This is a genomic window from Lysinibacillus sp. VIII_CA (assembly GCF_049943995.1).
Lineage (GTDB): Bacteria > Bacillota > Bacilli > Bacillales_A > Planococcaceae > Lysinibacillus > Lysinibacillus pinottii.
In genome coordinates, this window is the sequence record NZ_JBNFXM010000021.1 from 1 (window position 1) to 20592 (window position 20592).

Annotated in this window: 20 protein-coding genes and 2 pseudogenes; 2 read left to right on the forward strand and 20 right to left on the reverse strand. The window is 36.5% G+C overall.

Annotated elements, in window-relative coordinates; all coding sequences use genetic code 11:
* Positions 1-182, forward strand: a pseudogene (locus ACP3VS_RS20040) (lytic polysaccharide monooxygenase); the annotation flags it as partial.
* A 121-nt stretch (positions 183-303) separates the two neighbouring features.
* On the opposite strand, the gene ACP3VS_RS20045 reads toward ACP3VS_RS20040, so the two are convergent.
* Positions 304-471, reverse strand: coding sequence for a hypothetical protein (locus tag ACP3VS_RS20045; protein ID WP_207889922.1), 168 nt, complete (start codon positions 469-471; stop codon positions 304-306).
* Between the two features lie 38 nt (positions 472-509).
* A complete protein-coding gene (locus ACP3VS_RS20050) occupies positions 510-758 on the reverse strand; it encodes a hypothetical protein (protein ID WP_036165818.1) in 249 nt (82 codons plus the stop codon).
* 610 nt (positions 759-1368) lie between these two features.
* Between ACP3VS_RS20050 and ACP3VS_RS20055 the strand changes: the two are divergent.
* Positions 1369-1758, forward strand: a pseudogene (locus ACP3VS_RS20055) (transposase); the annotation flags it as partial.
* A 15-nt stretch (positions 1759-1773) separates the two neighbouring features.
* Here the strand turns inward: ACP3VS_RS20055 and topB are convergent.
* From topB to ACP3VS_RS20145, 18 genes are all read right to left on the reverse strand, one after another.
* Positions 1774-3912, reverse strand: coding sequence for a DNA topoisomerase III (topB, locus tag ACP3VS_RS20060; RefSeq protein ID WP_197148993.1), 2139 nt, complete (start codon positions 3910-3912; stop codon positions 1774-1776).
* A gap of 1 nt (position 3913) precedes the next feature.
* Positions 3914-4264, reverse strand: a complete 351-nt coding sequence (locus tag ACP3VS_RS20065) for a hypothetical protein (RefSeq protein WP_196243937.1) — start codon at positions 4262-4264, stop codon at positions 3914-3916.
* Between the two features lie 181 nt (positions 4265-4445).
* Positions 4446-4682 carry a hypothetical protein gene (locus ACP3VS_RS20070; protein ID WP_036165812.1) on the reverse strand — a complete coding sequence of 79 codons (237 nt, stop codon included), beginning with the start codon at positions 4680-4682 and terminating at the stop codon, positions 4446-4448.
* Between the two features lie 104 nt (positions 4683-4786).
* Complete coding sequence (locus ACP3VS_RS20075; protein WP_036165809.1) at positions 4787-5560, reverse strand: DNA-methyltransferase; 774 nt, start codon at positions 5558-5560, stop codon at positions 4787-4789.
* Between the two features lie 138 nt (positions 5561-5698).
* On the reverse strand, positions 5699-7318 hold the full coding sequence (locus ACP3VS_RS20080; RefSeq protein WP_051891012.1) for an LPD25 domain-containing protein: 1620 nt from the start codon (positions 7316-7318) through the stop codon (positions 5699-5701).
* A gap of 13 nt (positions 7319-7331) precedes the next feature.
* The gene (locus ACP3VS_RS20085; RefSeq protein ID WP_036165806.1) at positions 7332-7715 is read right to left on the reverse strand and encodes a hypothetical protein; all 384 of its coding nucleotides are present in this window, start codon (positions 7713-7715) and stop codon (positions 7332-7334) included.
* A gap of 14 nt (positions 7716-7729) precedes the next feature.
* Positions 7730-8962 carry a MobP2 family relaxase gene (mobP2, locus tag ACP3VS_RS20090; protein ID WP_330493412.1) on the reverse strand — a complete coding sequence of 411 codons (1233 nt, stop codon included), beginning with the start codon at positions 8960-8962 and terminating at the stop codon, positions 7730-7732.
* A 19-nt stretch (positions 8963-8981) separates the two neighbouring features.
* The gene (locus tag ACP3VS_RS20095) at positions 8982-9443 is read right to left on the reverse strand and encodes a hypothetical protein (protein WP_051891007.1); all 462 of its coding nucleotides are present in this window, start codon (positions 9441-9443) and stop codon (positions 8982-8984) included.
* Between the two features lies 1 nt (position 9444).
* Positions 9445-9771: a hypothetical protein gene (locus ACP3VS_RS20100; protein ID WP_036165800.1), complete on the reverse strand. Its 327-nt coding sequence runs from the start codon at positions 9769-9771 to the stop codon at positions 9445-9447.
* The gene (locus ACP3VS_RS20105) at positions 9771-10064 is read right to left on the reverse strand and encodes a hypothetical protein (RefSeq protein ID WP_036165797.1); all 294 of its coding nucleotides are present in this window, start codon (positions 10062-10064) and stop codon (positions 9771-9773) included. Before ACP3VS_RS20105 ends, ACP3VS_RS20100 begins: the two co-directional genes overlap by 1 nt.
* Before the next feature lie 311 nt (positions 10065-10375).
* The gene (locus tag ACP3VS_RS20110; RefSeq protein WP_426389731.1) at positions 10376-11299 is read right to left on the reverse strand and encodes a hypothetical protein; all 924 of its coding nucleotides are present in this window, start codon (positions 11297-11299) and stop codon (positions 10376-10378) included.
* 16 nt (positions 11300-11315) lie between these two features.
* On the reverse strand, positions 11316-12359 hold the full coding sequence (locus ACP3VS_RS20115) for an NlpC/P60 family protein (RefSeq protein ID WP_426389733.1): 1044 nt from the start codon (positions 12357-12359) through the stop codon (positions 11316-11318).
* Positions 12356-12961 carry a hypothetical protein gene (locus tag ACP3VS_RS20120; protein WP_426389735.1) on the reverse strand — a complete coding sequence of 202 codons (606 nt, stop codon included), beginning with the start codon at positions 12959-12961 and terminating at the stop codon, positions 12356-12358. The genes ACP3VS_RS20115 and ACP3VS_RS20120 overlap by 4 nt, the downstream gene beginning before the upstream one ends.
* Before the next feature lies 1 nt (position 12962).
* Positions 12963-14906, reverse strand: coding sequence for a VirB4 family type IV secretion system protein (locus ACP3VS_RS20125; protein ID WP_426389736.1), 1944 nt, complete (start codon positions 14904-14906; stop codon positions 12963-12965).
* A gap of 23 nt (positions 14907-14929) precedes the next feature.
* Complete coding sequence (locus tag ACP3VS_RS20130) at positions 14930-15571, reverse strand: hypothetical protein (protein ID WP_426389738.1); 642 nt, start codon at positions 15569-15571, stop codon at positions 14930-14932.
* Positions 15564-15887 carry a DUF5592 family protein gene (locus ACP3VS_RS20135; RefSeq protein WP_426389740.1) on the reverse strand — a complete coding sequence of 108 codons (324 nt, stop codon included), beginning with the start codon at positions 15885-15887 and terminating at the stop codon, positions 15564-15566. Before ACP3VS_RS20135 ends, ACP3VS_RS20130 begins: the two co-directional genes overlap by 8 nt.
* Positions 15887-18415 carry a pLS20_p028 family conjugation system transmembrane protein gene (locus tag ACP3VS_RS20140; RefSeq protein ID WP_426389741.1) on the reverse strand — a complete coding sequence of 843 codons (2529 nt, stop codon included), beginning with the start codon at positions 18413-18415 and terminating at the stop codon, positions 15887-15889. The genes ACP3VS_RS20135 and ACP3VS_RS20140 overlap by 1 nt, the downstream gene beginning before the upstream one ends.
* 80 nt (positions 18416-18495) lie before the next feature.
* Positions 18496-20553: a hypothetical protein gene (locus tag ACP3VS_RS20145; RefSeq protein WP_426389743.1), complete on the reverse strand. Its 2058-nt coding sequence runs from the start codon at positions 20551-20553 to the stop codon at positions 18496-18498.
* Positions 20554-20592: the final 39 nt, after the last annotated feature.

The following is a 20592-nucleotide window of genomic DNA, read 5'->3' on the forward strand; positions in this document are numbered from 1 at the left end:
TTCTAGCCGTTTGGGATGTCGCAGACACTTCAAATGCATTCTATAATGTGATTGATATAAATTTGGTTAATAATGGTATCTACGTGGATATGGAAGCCCCATCTCAACCAAATGGTTAACATACAACAAAAGTTATTTCTACTAGTGCCGAGCTAAAATGGAACTCTTCTACTGATAATGTTGTAGCTTTGAAATAAAGTTGCGATGTTTGTAAAAAAGTTGAGATAAATTAGGGAAGATTATTGAGTGAAATTATCAAAAAATTCGATTCCCCATCCTACCAGCACGTATTTCAATTTCGTATTACTCTAGTATGTCAAATGCCTCTTTAACATCATTTTCGTATCTAGTGCCTTCTGATAAAATAAATAGTATTTCATTCATTGCAATTTGCAAATCCCTATGTCGCCTTTCATAACGAGCATCACTAGCAGCTTGTCTCATACGCTCTTTTTTGGTTAGTTTACCCATGCTGTTTTCACCTTCCTTTATACGACAATTTGATTAAATCATTTCTCTTTCAACTGGCTTAATTGCTCGGCTAATTCTCCTATTTTCCTTCCGCAACAATCACAAATATTTATTGAGTGTCCATACCCATCACCAACAGGAGACGAAGTTGTTAGAAAATAACGATTAGGTTTAAAACAAATATGACACACGTAATTCCCTAGATCTTGTTCGTTGTTTTCTTCTTTATAAATTTCCATTGCTTCATTCAACAACTCTTCGTTACTTTTCTCTAACCAATCTAGCATCCAACCCTACATAGGACGTTTAGCAAATTCTTCACTATTCACATTTTTTTCTAATCGACAACGTTCCTCTTGTATAACGTCCATCATATCTGTTACTTGGAACATTGGTGCGTGACCACGGCGTTCCTATTGGTGCTGTATTTTTCCAATTGTTGAATGCATAATAAATCATTAGCAATTCAGAGCAAATTATTTGAATAATTGGGTTGTTTCGCACGAAATGCTCTACAACTTGTGAGAAAGAAAAAACGACAGGGAGGTTACTTCACTTTACTTCATTTAGTATCTTCGGCATATAACGAACAAATGAAAAAATTTAAAAAAGCTCTAAAAGAATGATATTATCTTCTACAACGATACCAATCCAAGTAATCGTTTCATAAGGCTCTAGGCGAAGAAAGTATATGAAAACGAATTAAAATACATCCTAGTACCGATAAAATAATTGCTGATTTAACCAAGAATTTATTGCGATATAGCATAATGAACAAAGGCAATATACCTTACATTGAACCTAGAACAATTGAATGGGTTTCTTCGTGTAATAGCTTTGCTCATACTGAAGTTTGATATAACATAAAGTTACTACTAAAAATTAAAACCAGCATAATTAGAGTTAAATATTGATTTTGAGAAACACGAGAAAAAGCCCTTTCCCCCGGAGAAATTTGAAAAAGAAATAAAGGAAAGCTCGACAGATCCTGAAAGTGGATATTACCTGAACGATGAACGTACGAAGCAGTTTGCGTATTCCTTTCATGCAGCGACAGATGAAAAGGGCTTTGTCTTGGGTGCCATTGTGACTCCCGGAAATGTGCACGATAGCCATGTATTACACCCCCTTGTTGAAAGAGTCAGTCAAAACGTTAAAAAAGCATTAGCTGTTGCGGCAGATGCAGTCTATAAAACACCAGCGATTATGAACTTTTTGTTAGAGAATAGAATTACCATTTTTAAAAATAATGAAAGAGAAAAAAATGACAAAAGGAATCGAGTATGAACTTCTCAATTCCTTTTACTCTTTTTTTGCAAATGAAACAAAATCAATAAAGCCTTTTTCATTTAATTTAACAACAGCATTATAGGTATTTTTATCAGCTTTTTTTATACCTTTGACTGTAGTTTCTTTCCCATCCAGTAAGTCCTTAATATTTGTTTTCGTCAATTTTTTCTTACGGAAATTATCAGATAAGGTAAATTTACAATCAGGATATTTTGAACATCCAAAGAAACTTTTTTTCTCTCTAATTCCATTACCGCATTTTGGACATTTCCCGACAAATTGAGTGTGGTGTTGTTCTTCAGCTGCCAGTGAAATCTTTTCTGTTCCAATTTTTTGAGGAGCATCTTCAATAATTCCAACTATGAAATCTTTAATACCTTGCAGAAATTCATCCTGGGAACCTTGACCTTCGCCAATCTTTTTTAATTTACTTTCCCACTTGGCAGTCATTATAGGACTTGAAAGTAAAGTACCATTAATCGATTCACACAAAATTTCCCCTTTATTAGTTACCGATACAATATTTTTCTTCACTTCAATGTAGCCATTTTCCTTAATTTTATCGATGATTCCAGAACGAGTAGCATCAGTACCCAATCCCTCTACCTCATTTAAGATCTCTTTATCCGTTTCATTATCAACTGTTTTTCCAGCTGTTTTCATAATTCCAATTAAATCCCCCTCCGTATAGTGCTTAGGAGGCGTTGTATGCCCTTCTTTGCTTTGAAGGATACTTAATACTCCTTCATCTTTTGAGACGCTAGGAAGTACCTTATTGCTGTCATTTTTAACATGTTCTTCATCATCTGAATGTACAAATAAAGATTTCCAGCCTTTTTCAATTTCTACCTTTCCAACAGTTTCAAATTTTATATCATTTACAGCTGTGACAATTTTCGTTTCCTCATACAAATAGTCACTATGGAACATAGCGAGTGTATTACGCAAAACTTCGTCATAAATATGTTTTTCCTCAACTGATAAGCTGTTTAATGTATTCGCACTAGGTATTGTCTTAGTCGGTATGATGGCATAGTGCTCTTGAACTTTCTCTCCATCTACATATCGTTTATCAGCAATTTTATTAGGGGTAAATTCAACATTTATTAACTGCATATATTTTTCAACATTGTTAGCCAAATAAACAAATTCATTTTCAGTAATGAAATTTATACTTGTACGAGGATAAGTGACAAGTTTTTTCTCATACAAAGACTGCATTATTTCTAACACTTTTGAAGGACTGTACTTCCATTTTTTATTGGCCAACTTCTGTAATGTTGATAAAGAGTGCAGTCTTGGTGATCTTGTATGTTTCTCTTTCGTCTCTAATTCTAAAACTTTACCTGTAATTTCTTTATCTAATACCAGGCTTTTTTCTTCTAAAAGTGAAGTTAATTCCTTTAGTGTATCTGTCTTAATCCTTGCCTTACCTGAATATGGACCATTTGTTGATTTAAAATGGCCAACTAATTCAAAAAATGGTTTAGAGACAAAGTTTTCAATCTCTTTTTGGTGCTGGTAGATCATATAAACTAATGGGGATTGAACACGGCCTATGCTTAAACTAGCATTAAGACCTTTATTTTGTAAAAGTAAACTATACAAAGGACTAGCGTTCATGCCTACAAGCCAATCTGATATTTGACGAGTTTTTGCTTCTTTGTACATTAATAAATCTTTTTCGTTCGATTGTAACGATTGAAAGCCTTTTACAATTGCGTCTACTTCAAGAGAGGTAATCCAGAGCCGTTTAATCGTTTTATTTTTGGCACCGGTCATGTTAAATGTTGAATAGAATATATTACTGCCTTCCCGATCTACGTCACATGCGTTTATCACTAAATCAGCGTTATTAATTAGCTTCTTTACTGCATTAAATTGATTTATTTTACCCTGGGAAACTTTATATTCAAATACGTCTGGAAAGATCGGTAAATTTTTAATATCCCATTTTTTCCATTCGTCTTTATATTCACCAGGCATTTTTAATCCCACTAAATGCCCAATACCCCATGTAATAGTTGCACCTTGTGGAAACGTGCTGCAGGGCTTTAATTCAATATGTGTTTTTTCCCTATTTGCTACCTCAAAAGCCTCGGCATAAGCTTTCGCTTGTGGGGGTTTTTCTGCTAAAATAACTGTTTTCATTTTAATGACCACCTTTATCTTCTAATTTATTTGTACTTAAATTATTCAGTTTCAGATTTTTACGAAGAATTAATTTCTGTACTATGAATAGGACAATATTTAAAGTAAGGTAAATTACAATTATTAATGTTGTACGTTCCTCGTTTCCTAAAAACGATAACCCTAACAATGTATAAAGAGATAAACCAAGCAAAAAGTATTCTAATAAGGTTTTAGACATCCGAAACACAAATTTTAAAATTAGTGACTCGGTTAAGGAAATCATAACTAAAATACTCATAAGACCCTCGACAATTTCACGTTCTTTTCCACCATGATCACTAATAATGGATTTTAAGTTAAAACATTCCATCGATACTCATATAAAGCATCGCTAATATCAAAACCCACTCACTCAACCTCTTAAAAAGCTTTAAAATCCTCATGTTACATGCTCGCTCCTTTTGATAAAAAAAGGACTCACCATTTTTGGTGAATCCTTAACTTTAGATAGATTTTAAAAATATTGCCTGCGTTAACAAAAAGCTTTAACACTAACGTTCATAAAATCCATTACCTTTATTTCTGATTGTTTTTTGCTCTTTCATTGATTTATTTTCTTGCTGCAGATAATCCCTAATATCAAAATCAGAAGGAACATTCACAAGATTTCTTAAAGATATACCGCTATCTACTAGCCATTTGAACTCCTCTTCAATGTTGTAGTTGTTATCTTTCACTATATATTCATCAACTTCTATTACCGCAATCATTTTTATTTTTTCAGTCATACACATATCTCCCTCTATAAAATGAAATAGTCGTTTAACTGCTAGGACTCACCAATTTTGATGAGTCCTGATCACTCTAAATTTAAATATTTCTTTTCGCTTTTTTAGAACAAAATTTCAACTGGTTTTAAACCTAACTTTTGTCTATTTTCGTTTACTCGTTCTCTCCCCCCTTCACAGTATTCTGAATCCAACTCAAAACCAATCCAGGAACGTTTTATATTGTCACACGCTATAGCTGTAGTAAATGCTCCCATGCAGTTATCTAACACTGTGTCACCTGGATTCGTGTAAGTTAGGATAAGATACTCAAATAGTGATAATGGTTTTTGTGTCGGGTGCCAAGTTTTACTGTCACGTGGGAAATCAACAACAGACTTAGGGAAATTCTTCTTTTTCACAACATATGGTTTATTGGTAAGGGTTTCATTACTTTTCCCTAGAACCTGCATCCTAGATGAATTTCTTATAACTACTTTAGGCTTAACAAATTCAACACCTTGTGGGTTGTATGTCGGCAGCTTTTTATAAAAGATACATACATTTTCGTGATTTTTAAGTGGCATCTTATTAGCATTTTGGAATCCTGTTGTGTGCTTCCCTTTCTTCCAAATCCATTCATATCTGAACATTTTGAGATTGGACATAATTAATTTACTAGTGAATGGCTGGCTCGCTGTTAATACAATTGCTCCGTTGTCTTTAATTATTCTTTCATACTGTCCCCACAGTAGATCAAAGGGGATGATTGTGTCCCACTTACAATTTGTAGTTCCGTAGGGAAGATCACAAAGAATCATATCAACTGATTTATCAGGTATATACTGCATACCCTCTAGGCAGTCCATATTGTAAATAGTATTTTTGTTAATGTTCATATCTTTTTTCCTCCCGACATATTATAATAAAATCAGGAGAACAAGCGTTCTCTTACATATTTTTCAAGAGGCTTGAAGGTGCAAGCCTCTTTTTAATTTTTTCAATAAAAATAACGCTAGTCGATTGACTGCGCTTCCTTAACGTACATATTCGAGATTTTTTCTCTTTAATTTTGTATTTATAGCTTGTTGCTTTTCATGTGTATACAAAGCAAGCTCCCTTAAAATTTCGTGATGTTGCATTTCAGTAAGTTTATTTTCTGCAATTAGTTGTTCATACGGACTCTTGTACTCTCCATCACCTATATCTAATCGATCTGGATTAATTAAATCGACTGTATCTCCGTTTGGAATCAATACATGGTACCTTGTTTTGAGATAACTATAGGCCTTTTCTTTATCAAAAAATACTTCCTTTTCAAGCTTGGCCATACGATCATTTCCTTCAGCAAATCCCATTAATTCATTAGACATTAGTTCACTTTCAGACCATTGGATTAGAATCTTTGGATTAGTCACTTCTTGTTGATTAATGAGGGCAAAATTATCTTTAAACGCATTATTAAACACCTGGATAAAGTCTGCATTTACTTGCTCAAAGGTAAGTAAATTATCACTGACATTTCTAAGTTGATCCAATTCCTGCTTAAATGCTGAATGTTGCAATTGCTCGACTTTATTAGTTATTATGTCATGAATGATTTCTTTTAAGTCCTCAGTCTCAATTGTACGCAAGCTGGCATTCGATAAAGCCCCGTACTCAATCAATAGCAGCTGCTTTGACTGCATTAGTTCGTTCTCTTTTGAACGGTTAATTTCGGAAAAATGTTGATCGATTGTTTCAATAAATTCACTCGCTGCTGTCCTCACTCCATTCAGTAACATTTCTTTATCTTTTAATTCTTTCCCTTGTTGTGTCCATCCGGCCAAATAAGAAAGGCTAAAATTTTCGGTGTCTATTCCGTATCGGCTGGCCATGACATACGATACCATCTCTGCTTGAAATTCACGTTCTGCTTTAGTAAAGCTATCTCGAACATCAGGTGTATGCAGTCTAGCGTGTGCTAATTCATGAAGTAACGTTGTGACATTCTCATAGGCAGTATTTCTTGGGTTAAGGGCAATTATTTTTTCGTTTGGATAAGCAACACCTTTCGCCACTCCTAATTCACGCGGAGGTATTGGTAATATTTCAAATCCGACATTTTCAGAGACTTTATGTAACGCTACTAACATTTCATCTTCATTATCTATGACTCCATCCTGATAGTACTGGTCAAATATTTCAGAGACAGGCATCCCTTTCTCTCTTGCATCTGTTTGGGTGTATTCAAACACGTGGCCAATTTTGAAAAACAACTTTTTTTGAGTTTCTAATATTCCATTTTTAATTTGCATTTTTTCTTTTGAATTAGCGTATTGCATTTGAATCCACTCACCATCACGATTAAAATACGTAACAGGTGTAGGAACAAAAAGTTGAATCCCCTTTTCACCTCGTTTAACAGATACGCCTTTGTCCTGCCAAAACTTAAATGAACCTACTGCTTGTGCACCCATGAACTGACTTTGAATCAAAGTCATGTTACGCAAGGAATAGTTATAAAAAATTGACATAAAAGCTAGATGTTCTTTTAGAGCTTCCTCAGATACAAAATAGGCGCTAAGTTGATTGGTCATTTTCTCTGATAATTCTTCTATTTCTTTTTGCTTTTCTTCTGCTGTTTTTGCTGTATATTTCTTACGTGCAGTCACCATAATATCTACTCCTTTATAAATCTTCTGGTATTAAATGGGCGTCAGTTAATTCCTGTCGTTCTGCTTCAGGAAAATATTCAAGCAACGAGGTATCCATAACAATTTCATGACTCTCTTGATTGAATGGCACAATGAATGTCCCTTGTTGAATTGCCCCAAAGATAAATTGTCGATTTTCCTCAGTTAGCTTCACCGTTTCGTCTATACTATTAATTCGCAGCGTAACATGTTGTTCTTTTAACTCTTTGATAAATGCATATACAATGTTGTTCATTTTTCCCCCATCCTTTTTAACTAGGTTATTTTCAATGCACGACATACACTTTGCCCCTTGATAGGGTTCTTTTACTACATCAAGAACTTTATTGCATAGTTCACACTTAACTTGATAGATCATTTAACAACCTCCCTTTAACGATCATAGCCATCTAACATGCGGTCAAATTCATCCAAGTTTCGTTCTTTTTTAAAGTCGTGGTACGTTTTTCGTAATCGAAAATTCAAGTTGTTTAATGCATAATTTAACCGTTTAGAAACCTGTAAATTTTGACGATACATAGGAGCTTGATACTTCCTTTGAGATTTAGATAGGTCATACAAACGATGATCAGCTTCTTTTTGATAGGCGCGCATTTCTGTTAAAACCGCATTTCCCATACGTTTTTTCAAATCATCTAGTTTGGTCTGCTTATAGTTTTGATACTTGCTGCCCTCACCGTACTTTTCCCTCATAACTTCAACTTCTTCATCCAGAAGTATATGAAGATCTCTCATTTCATTTTTATAGTAACGATCTAAATAAATATCAACGATTTGATCAATATACGGTCTTGCCTCATTGATAGACTGATAGCCGTACCTCCATTGAGAACGATCTGAAGGTAATTGTTGGAGTGCTTTTCGAAATAAATTTTTTGTTTGGCGGTGTGTAGATAAATCGATTCCTTTTTCTTTTTTTAAATTCACACTACCCCGAATCAAATCCGTAACAAGATTACGTTCTTTTGTGCGATCCATAATAAGGTTGGCCACTTTTGACTTCATTTTATCCAGTGACCCTTGTTTACGTTTGGCCCGAACTTGCTCTTCCCATTTACCTGTTTCCAAATTCTTTGTCCACTTTTTAACTCTTGTAGGTATTGGCTCTACTGTCGCTATATGAACATGAAGATTGTCCGTGTTGTAATGGATAGCTGCAGACCATACCGCACTATCCATCATATTTTCTGCTTTTAACATTTCGTTTACTGCAGCGCGCACAGTATTTTTCATTTGGACTTCATTAACTTGTCCACTTTCATCCATTAGTCCATACTTTTGTAGCCAGGTGTTATCGAAACTAATTACGTCTTGCCAAAGTGGTGAACCATTTTCTTGTGCCTGTTGAAACAAATCTTTTAATGAGTTTTTTTGTTCCGTATTGATAATATCCTCAGTAGAAGAAAACAATGCACCTTGCTTATTTTCATCTCCCATATAGTCCATGTACTGATAAAAAACAGAGAAAGAATCATTTTCATCAAAAATAATCTTCTCGTTTACTTTGGCAGCATCACGATCTATATAACTAATAAAATCCTGGTACTCATCGCTTGATGGCATCACAAATCGACTTTTTAAAATAACACCAGGAGAACTATTCATATTAATCTCCTTCTATCCATTAAGAATCTTGATTATCTGACAAAGTTCTTTTTGTCTCTCGATCTATTTTCTTTTGACGATTATGAGCAATACGATCCTTAATTACTTCCTCAGCTTCTTCAAAAGGCACTGTTTTATATTTATCTGTAGAACCTAATTGTTTTGCATCTGTCATAATAAAATAGTGATTCCAAAATTCAAGCATCATTTGAGTATTACGATCAATAACATTACCTGTTACACGTACTCTCTTTAAGTCTTCTGTAAGTGGCTCCAATACGTTTTGTAAATGTTTTTGCATCATTGCTTCTACTTCTGTTAAAAGTGCTTGATTTTGAGAAGTTTCATGAGCAAAAAGAGTCTCAATTAGGTACTCTATAACACCACCAAGTGTTAAATTTTTATCAGTTGCTAACTGTTCAAGTTTTAATATTGTAGAATCCGTTAACCAGAAGTTTTTCTTCTTTTTCGTACCTGTCACTTCACTTCACTACCTTTCCTATTAATTCTGTCAGCTGTTGATTTATTTCTTCTGCATCGCTATCTAATAGTAAGTACAGAATGGATTCAATTCGCGATACACTTTCATATAGTTCACTTTGTTGTCGTAAATATTGTTCCATTTGTTTTTGAGAAGCCATTACAACTTTTTCAAAGCGATCTCGTTCTTCTATGAACACATCGTAGTGGGCAACTCGTTCAAGCAATGATTTTAAATACACCTGGCGTGACACCTTTTCTTTTTTAGCAGCTTCTTCTATTTTACTTATTGCTAAATCATCTACATCTCGAACTAATATATCCCCCATTATTCGTTCACCTCTTGCTCAATAACTTTTTGCACTTCGCGATTTAATATACCCTCGATTGAAGTAAGTTTCTTCAGCAACTCTTCATTCGATTTTGCAAATGTCGCAAACACATCTATATGCATCCCCAGCATTTCTTCAAAGCGATTTTTTTCTTCTTGAAATAAATTTGGAGTCGTTATCAGTTCCAAATGAAGATTGATAAAAGCATTTTGTGTCATCTTCTTTTTTTTGGCCATGCTTGCGATTTTTTTCTTGATTGCTGGATCAACACGAGCCTTTATTTCGGCCATTGTACAATCTCTCCTTTACTTCAAAGTCGCTAGGGCGCAGAGAGTTTCGTCTCTAAAAGAGGCGAAACTGAAAGTAGCCTGCAAACGCAGGCTACTGAGTGAAAGAGCATAAGGGAAATCTGCTATCACATGGCGTGATAGACTAGGCAGAGCCTAGTATTTCGGTGTCCCCATAAAAAAGTTGGATTCTTCCTGTTTTCTTCCCCTTATCTCCTTTTTTCTAAATAAAATTTGTTACGTTCTTCCTGTTTTCTTCCTACGCTTTTTCACTAAAATCTAGCTATTTACCACTCATAATAACCAGGTTACGTCTAGACTGATTCATCTTCAGCAGCATCTTTTTTCTTTTCACCGGCGCGAATCATTTCAATTTTTTCTTGCAACTTCTTTTTCTTATTTTGCATTTCAAGTAACCTATTTTTATATTCTTCTTTTTTCTCATTTACGTTTTCAATAGCTGTTTTTTTCTTTACAAGTTGGAGACGTACCTCTTGTTTTTCATCCTCCGTCTTATACACTAGTTCACTTTCAAGTTGCTTCATTTCATTCTGAATTGATGCAATAATGTCATCTTGTAATGGAATCTGTTCCTTTTCCAAAGTATTAATCTTTTTAACAATCTGTTCAATTTCAAGTGCAATAAACTCTTCTTCATAAACGACTTGTGCCATTTCTTTCAAAGTTTTATCTGCACTTATTTTTCGATAATCACCAACAATAATTTTTTCTTTGGGCTGTGGCAAATCTAAAGTAGCTGATGGATCAACTGCTCCTTTTTCAGCGAATAACTTGTCCCTTGCCTCACTTTCTAGTATCTTCTGATCACGAATTTCCTTTACAAACAAACCAATAACAGTATAGTTGTGAGGCACTTCTGAAATATGAAGAACGAATTGATTATCTTTTTGATAGATAATTTTCACAGGGTAGGACTCCAATGTTTTAGACGCTTTGGCCGCAAAGGCAAATGTAGGTCTAACGTTATCTGAACCTGTGTGCCGTGTTTCCAGAAACACTTCCATGAACCCTTTTTCAGGGTTATAATGCCACTTTTTTAAAATCAATGTGGTTTGTTCTAAACCTAATATGTCTTTATTAAAAGGGGTTTGTTTAATAGGATTATCATCATACATCCACAATTTTGATGTGAAAATAATTAAAAAACTAATGATCACAAACGCCATCAAACTTACATAAAACTTATTTTCTCTGCCTTTATTTATTTTTAATTTCACAAGTTAACGCCCTCCTTTATTCAGAGAAGTCGGCCACTCTTCCATAGCCCACAATGACAGAACCCCAATAACCAGTTAACGCGTCATCATAACGTACTCCATCATTTTGTGAGTTAAACATTCTTCCGGCTCCTACATACATACCAACGTGTGTAACTGGTGCGTAATTAGCACTTTTAAAGAAAATTAAGTCGCCTGGTTGCAATTGGTCCCGTGTAATTGGTTGAGCAAATTGGTATTGTGTATAGGCTGTACGTGGCAGCTTGATACCAACTTTGGCGTATGACCATTGCATTAATCCGGAACAATCAAAGCCCATATTTGGATTGTATCCACCCCAAACATAGGACCAACCTTCATACTTTAACATCTCGTTTAAAATCGTTTTAAAAGCATCATTTCCAACAATTTGTGAACCCATAGGAGAACAATTCATCGTTAAGCCACCCAATTCACTAGCAAATTTAGTGACCGTTGGAGCCCAATGTGCATTCAATCCGTTCGGATCATTTGCTGCTCCAATTGGTGCATAAACGCTTCCTAATGATTCAATTGTTGAGAGTCCATCATCAATAATTCGACGCTTTAAATTCGCCATTGTGTATGACAAACCTTCCTCTAATGTGGAAAAATGCATTAACTTAGACCAACCTGTGGCCGGGTCCATGATGCCTCCTGGATTGTTTTTATTGACCACCGCATTTGATGTCCCTCGACCTGTTTCGTGAAAAGCAATAGCAGCTGCCAACACAGGATCGATGCCATTTAGTCGAGCAAGTTCAATAAATAAATCACCTTTTCCAGTAAAAGCACCTGCATTCGAAAAGGCAGCATTCCAACTTGCTTCATCGATTTCTCCTGTCACGGAACAGGAGGATAAACCATTTCCTCCTATCGGTGTACGGTTGCTACCTGAGCCTCCAACGGCACCAATTATGATGATGATTGCCAGTAAAATAACACCCACAATGGCAAAGAATGAAAGCCCTAACGAGCCTCCAATCCATAGCAAAACCTTCTTACCTACCTGCTTTCCAATAAAATTTATTAGTTGCTTCATACACGACTCAACTCTTTTACAACCCACTCTCCAGACTCAGAAAGTGTTAAAGTTAACTTGTACATATTAGACTGTTCTCTAACTTTCTTGCCTGCCGACAGCACATCCCATGTTGCATAGATCATAAATCGTATATCTCGGTCTCCGGAAGCCTCTGTAGAGGATACTTCCTGTGCCTGTACCTTTCTTGTTAGTTGATCTTTGGGAGCCAGTACTTCATTTTGCACGACAATTAAAAATGGAGCTGTAGAAATTTCCTTCCACATCTCCATGTCTGTATCATTTTCTAGCCAAGATTGCATGACCTTTTCTGCTATCTTCTTCGCTATTTGCACCTTTTCTTCACCGAATTTTGTCTCGTATTCTGAGTTATAATCGATTTCGGTATTTCCCCCAGGTACTTGTTGATCTTTATTGGTTTCGTCCTCTGAATTTGTTTTTTCTTCCTCTATAGGATCTGTGTAGCTATATTCTTTTTCTCCATCAAATCCAGTATCATTTTTATCTTTTCCATCAAAGAAGAACATTTTTATCATGAATGCTAACATGACCAAACCAATGAATACGACCAATATTAATTTCGATTTTGTTGAACGTTCCACACTACATACCTCCTCTAAAGATAGCTAATTCTTCCTCAGATGCTTCTACGGAAAACATCAGGTTGCCAACACCGCTAATCGACAATAAACAATCTCCTTGTTGTAATTGAGGTATTTGAGCCAACTCACTTTCGCTAATTTGTCCTTCAAAAATAGTCCGCATAGCATCTAATGTATTTGAATCTTGCTGCATAATAAATTTGTATTGTGTTAGTTCAAATAAGGTACGAATCTTGGACACAACTTCTGAATCCGCATGCTCTGGCACAACATCGCGAATGGACTGAGTTGCAAATACCAATCCACCGAGATATTTACGAGCTTCCCGTTCGAATTCTATTAAGTAATCAACGGCCAGCACATTTTCTGCATTGACTATGCGGTGAGACTCGTCTATAAAGATTACAAATCGTAAGGCATCATCTTCATTAAAATTAGGATCTTCATAGATAGCCTTTAATTGGGGAGCTCCAATTTGAATGAGGTTATCCCAAATCAGTGAAAGTGCGCTGAACATTTGTGCATTAAATATATTCTTTGATAATCTTGTGAGATTTCTAATAGAGAACATAATGATTTGTTCGTCCGTAAATGCTGGTAACGTGGTATGGCCGTTAAATAAATGGCCATATGTGTTCACCAAGTTATCGATGACCAATTCAATTTTTTCTAATCGATTAGCCCGTGCAATAGATAATTCTGGTCGAATGATACGTCTTTCAGCATTTTCGTATAACTCATCACGAACATGTACTAAGAAATCACTGAAAATTGGGTACTCTTCATTTTTCAATTGTGTCACGCCTGTTGTTTCAATAAGACCTTCAAACCCGAGAGAATGATAAAATTCTCGCGTTATTTTCTTAAATTCTTCCATTTCTTCTGTCGAAGGGTTGACCGTTAAAAATTGATAAAATGTAGCTAATTTTGAAAGATGTTGCATAAAACTTAACTTTTCGCTTTTTTGATCCGAGCCATCTCTTACGCGATAAATGTGTAAAGGATTGATAATCCCTTGCGAACCGTCAAGACTAATTAATTGGCCGTTTAATGTTTTGACTGTCGTTTCAAACTCGCCTGTTACATCAAATCCTCGAATAAAGTTTCCTCGACAGGCATTGTCTGTAAAGAGCTTTTTTAGCAACGTTGACTTACCAGCTCCCATTGTCCCTACTGCAACAGCATTATAGTATCGACGTTTTTTATCCCGATGGAACAAATCGTAAATGACATTACCACCACTAAATGTTGTGCCTAAATAACTTCCTGTTGAATCGTTAAGCTCTGAAAAATGAAAAGGCAAACCTGCAGCTAACGAAAGCGCTGGTATGCCTTTACTTTCTCTTTTATTTGGAAACGTTTGTTGTTCTTCGTAAGGCACAAAAAGGGACTGCCATTCCCAACTACTTTCATTAAGAAACACCGTTCCCTTAAACCCATATGATATTAAATCCGTCTCAACTATTTGTACTTTTTGCTCCAGTTCATGCATTGTTTTGGCATGTACAAATAAGCGAATATCGACAAGCTTTACGACCTCACCCATCTGCGAAATCCCCTGGTAAAGACTTTCTAACTCTTGATAACTATTTTGAGCATCCATTTTTTCAGACTGTTGCTTACCACTTGAATAACGTACTGTCTGCTCTACCATGCTTTTGTTAATGGCACTAACGGTTTCATCTTTAGGCATTGTTGCAATATCCATTGTTGAAATGACATCACGCATGGAAAATATTTTTTCTAACCATAGTTTTGATACAGCCGTTGGATAGTCCCATATATGAATACAGGCCTCATAACCGTCTCCCTTTTGGATATATTTATCTTTAAATAAAATTCCACCCTGGGGCTGAATGGCAGCTAAAAAAGTGGGGTTATGCTCTTTTTCTCGCTTCGATTTATCCGGCTGCTTAAACTTCATAACCGAGTCTAACAACTTCATCGTTCATCATCCCCCTCCTATACTTATAATTTTGAGTTTTGATTGGACATCAAAAATAAAATGTCTTGCTTCTTTTCATTTGATAAAGTTTGCAAAGGGAATGATTGTCTCATCCCTCTCACTACTTGTTTTTTTTCATCCTCTAAAGTCTGAGAAGATTCAGCATATACGAACAAGAAAAATTCACGATTTGTACGTTCACGCACTATAAATTCTAACTCAAATAACTTCCGGTTGATAAAGCGTATCCGTAATGGATCTGTCGTTCTTTCCTTCTTTCTCTCCCAATAAAGCCTTTGCTTTTCTGTATTGGCTGGAAAGTTTAACCCGACTACTTTATGCTGAGACGCAGAACTACGATAAAAGCGAGTTTTTTCTAAAAGTTTTATGGTTATATCGGTATCCGTTAGTGAGTGCAAATCATTTGACGAAATTTGAAAGATATCCATAAAGTAGCCTTTTTTCATCACAATGTGATCTTCAGTGATATCGAGAAAAGGCATAATCATGGGGGTCTTCCGTAAAACATGTGATTTTCTTTCAACCTTTTTCCTTGTCGTTTTACTCTTTTGAAAATAAGGAAACTTTTTTAAGAAGCTCTTTTTAGATGCTTTTTCCTCCGTATAAGTAGGGACAATAATAGGTTGGATTTTCTCTTTATTCACGATGATCCCCCTCTCCATATAAATAATCATTCATAATTTTTTTGACATCTGCTGCATGATAGGTATATTTATTTCGCTTGAAATATAAATACAATGACATGTAGTTTTTGAGTCGAGGATTATTTCTGGAAGGCAACACCATCCAAAACAATGTACCACCAGCAATCAATATATAAGGAATGAACAAAATACCGTGTACTAAATCTTTTAATACGGTGAAAAAAAGAAAGAAGCTAACCAATAAAATGATTAACTCCTTTACTTCTAAGCCGACAAATTTAGGCTTTGTTTTGATTTCTTTTGGAATATCATACATTATTCTTGGTCACTCCCTTGTTTTTTTCCTTTTCCTACTTTTCCTATATTATTGGACATACGACGAATATTTTGACCGAGTGTAAATCCACTATTACCAGCACGAGTCACCCGTTCTTTAAATTGTTGTACAGAAGGATTTCCGCCAAGAATTGTATTTGTATGCACGGTCTGTTTATGGCCATAAGTTTTAGGATTAATAGTAGAAGACTTTTGATTAGGTTGCATAGTGCTACCTTGACCTCCTCCAGTCAAAACTACTGGTCCTTGCTGCACATTTCCTGAATTCGATGGTTGTGTCACTATTGGTGTACTTGGCTGAGGTGCAACCCCTACAGATGGCATTGCTTCACTTACTTGATGTACGTTCGCCCCTGTTGGAACATTACCTGCACTTGGTGTTGCTGTCACTCCTGGTGTACTTGTTTGCGGTGCTACTCCTTCAGATGGGATTGCTTCACTTGCTTGACTTACATTCGGACCTGTTGGAACATTTCCTGCACTTGATGGCGTTGTCACTCCTGATGTGCTTGGTGCTACTCCTACAGATGGAATTGCTTCACTTGCTTGACGTACGTTTGGGCCTGTTGGAACATTGCCTGCACCCGATTGTGTTGTCACTCCTGATGTACTTGGCCGTGGTGTAACTCCTACCGATGGGATTTCTCCACTAGATGGAATTGACTCATGTTCTTGTCGCTGAATTGAACCCTGGTGCATGTCGCCATCTCGACCGGTTGCATCTTGTATTGAAGAATCAACACTAGGACTTCCTGATATAGGTTGACTTTCTTGACGTGGCATAACACCTTGTTGCGAAACATCACTTGTATTTGTTGATGGTTTAGCTGTTGTTGCTACTGACTTTGGTTGGATTGATGGACTTCCTTTTTCCTTTCCACCTTGACTTGGTATTTGACCAGGTTGAACATTTCCTATACTTCCTGGCATATCCACCTGGTTACTGTTATCACTAGACGGGATTGGCTCATAATCTTGGGAAGTTGCAGCTATCTGATCATATGCACTCATTCCATCACTTTCACCTGATGACGGGATAGGTTCTGATGTACCTCCCATAGTAGAATTTGAATGCTGCTCATCTGATTTCGGCATGGCTTTTACATCGCCACTACCTGGTATCGCTGGCACAGAAGTACGTTTTCCTGCCTCAGATGGTGTTTCTGTACGCATTCCTTCAACAGCTCTCTTCGCCATATTTGCTCCACCAGCTACAGTAGCAGCACCTTTTCCTGCCACATTTTTAAGAGCCTGTGCGCCAGCTGTCAATGCTTTACCTCCGGCATATGCACCCATCATTGCTTGCCATCCATTGCGTAAACCCGCATCGATACCAAGCATACGTTGAACAATGTCCGGAGCATCAATCAATGCCCAAGCCCCTGCAATCATGAGTAAAATCACACCAAACATACCAATCTCCACCTTTAATCCGTTTGCCCAATTCACGAACAAAACGAACAGTTGTAGGAGCCCGGTCATAACAAAGATCACCGCAAAGGTATTGACCATTTCCACCAGTACCTTTTTTGTACGTTGCCCACCAGTAAGATCACTTGCTGCAATGAACATACCAAAAATTTGATGGAAAGCGAGGTCAAAAATGGAACGACCAATTTTAAGAACAGTAATACCTAAAGCAATAGATGTTACCAGTAAGGACACAATCAGTGACAGCCAATTGACATGATAACGATAATAAGTTTCCCGACCTATTTTAGTCATAGGAACTGCATTTTTTTCTAAGTCCTCTACTTGATAACCGTCCCCAACACCTGTAGACACAGATTTTGTTTTCAAAACCTCTTTTGTTTCGTCACTTAATTGCTTTACCCAATCTTCTTTAAATATCCATCCATCATCTTCATGAAAGTCTAATTTCTGCAAGAAAGGGATACGCAAGGCTGAAGAATCAGAAAAACGATTCGCGTAAGTATAATCTGTAGTTCCTATCGAGCTATCTGCTTTACTAGCTGGCCGTGGAGGTGAACTTTCGTCCCCACGTGTACTACTCGAAAATTGAAAATCATGTTCCGCGTAGTATAGGACGTCAGCCACATTACTTTTAATCATATTACTAGAGAGTGTTTCATTTTCTGGATTCATTTGCTCAATCCCGACACCAACTATCTTTTGCGTATTCGACATTAAATCTGGAATGATGACGATAAAGCATAAAGCCATCACAATATTGAGGAGAACTTCATTACGTTTCTCGATTTTATTGAACATAAATTGAAAGCCCAGGACTACTAGAGCAATAAAAAAGACGATCCATATCAGCGGTCGCGCCTTATCCATGAATTCTCCCATTGCGCCCGTAGAATAAAAGTCGTTCAGTGTGATAATTTTAGTCGCTATACCTTCTAACAATTGATTTAGCCAGCTTAAAGTGTAGACAATGCCACTTCCAAGTGCCCTAAACACATCTTGCCAAAGAAAGCCATCACTCACATGCAAGATGGATTCAAGTATCTTATGTTTCTCAATAATTTCATTATCGTCCATATCGAATCCTCCCTTCTTATTTTCTACATATAAAAAGGACTCACCATTTTTGGTGAATCCTTATCGATAAACAGTTGTCTTTATTTTGCGCCTCTAATTTCCCTCACTTTATTAGGGAACGTCCGATCCACAAAACGGAAGTTATGAATTTTATTATTAGAATGTTGTCGCTCTGCAGCTGCAAGTGCTTTTACTTGGTCATGCGTCAACTCCACAGTCTCATATTCTGTCACAGGGAACCTTGACTCTGGCTGCTCGATAATCCATGCATCATCATACCCTGAACCGAATAAGAAATGTTCAAAGCTAAAGGATTGATCAAAAGTAAAGCTCAAATCACTTAGACCCATATCTACTAACTCTAATTGATTTTTGTATGTTTCTTTTGGTAGCAATTCAGAATTCGGTGTAACTGGTAAAGAATAACGTTGTAAGTGAGGAAAATCCTCTTCAGATTTCGTAAAGACCCAATCATCCTCAAAAGGCACACCATTTGTATATTGAACAAACTCGGCTTCCCCTTTAGCTGTACCTTCTTGTACTGCTTGCGAGAAACTTGGTAGGGCTTGATCATTCTTAATAGCTTGCTTCACTTTCTCTGCATAATTATAGCCTGACATAAAGCCTGTTCCGGAGGCTGTGAAAAACATATCAGAAACAAATTCACTTTCAAATTGACGCTGTTCTGCTTTCATTCCCTTATCCGTTAGTACTTTCTGTTGCAGCTGTACGCCATCCGCAAATTCAGCTTGTAAGCTCTCATCTAACTCGGCTGCTTTATAGGTACCTGAGCTTTGCGTTTTCTTCAGTGGGTAAAAATCACCGTCTTTATGTTTGCCTGAAGGTAGTTCCACGCTATACATAAATTTACCTGGTGTCATTGGCAACGTAGTTTGTGTTTTTAACTTTACGTCATCCTGCCACACGTTCCCTTCAGCTCGACTATATTGTTCATAATAGGCTTTTGATTCTTTTAACGGACCATACTTATCTTCTCTGCCAACGACCCATTTTTTCACTAAAACATCATCTAATTTGTCCGATTTTTCGGCTTTCCCTTGCTGGTGATCAACAGGAATAGAACCATTCAACTCAAATTTTTGAACGGCCCGCCAATCCGGACGATCATCCCAATCACACCTTTGTTCTTCTCCTGCCCCTGTACAAACCCAACCAATTTTTTTATTGGTGTACTCATATTCAAAGGCATACTGCATGTCCTTATTTTGTACTTGTTTCGCATTGATATAAAATTCTATAGGTCCTTCTTGTTCAACATGTTTGGTGTCGAGGTCTACTGTATGCTTAATGTTTCGAACTGCAACATGCTTATCATATTCTCCTTTAAAGCTACTGTAGACAGCTACTTCGCTTAACCCATTTTTATCTTTTCTTTCTAATTCCCAATAAGCTCTCCCTAGACCTGTTCCTTGTTTATCTCCAGGCTCTACCCACTCCACATCAAAAGTTGCTGTGACAAAGAAATCATTATTTCGATAAAAATAAGCTTTTTCCCCGTTCTGGCAATGTTGACCAGTATAAGTAGAGTCTTTATAGTAAATTGAATAGCGACCTGTTGTACCATTCACTCGTTTGTTATATTCACCAATGTCACCTGTAAGGAAACGAGCAGGAACCGGAGTTGTATCGTCATAATAGAATAAAGCACCAGCTGCTTCAGCTAAATCATACATGTCTTGTCCAAACTGTTGCACGATTTCTTTTTTGACTTCAGCAGGCTGATGGGGAACATGGCTATCTTCTGTGCTGTAGTCTTCCTTTTGTCTCCATCCCGATACCGTATGGACATCCCATATAGGATTCCCATAATAGTCGTAACCAGCAATGTAATCTGTATCTGTTCTTACGCACTCATATTTAATAGCTCCCCACCCTGTACGTTGTGGATGACTTTTACCTTTACTATCCACCATCTGATGAATTTCTTCAGGGTCGGTAGGTTCTACACCAAAGCCTTCTCCAACCGTATCAGGAAATTTCACAGTAAGCGTTATGGTATCTTTAATAGGCACATTGGTAGTAGCATTGGCTACATCAATTGTTTGACTACCGTTAAAGTTAAAGTTTGAAAACAATAGAACCCCCAAACAAATAATATAAATTGTCCGTTTTAGCATAATCCTTTCACCCTTTCACCATACAAAAAAGACCTTTCA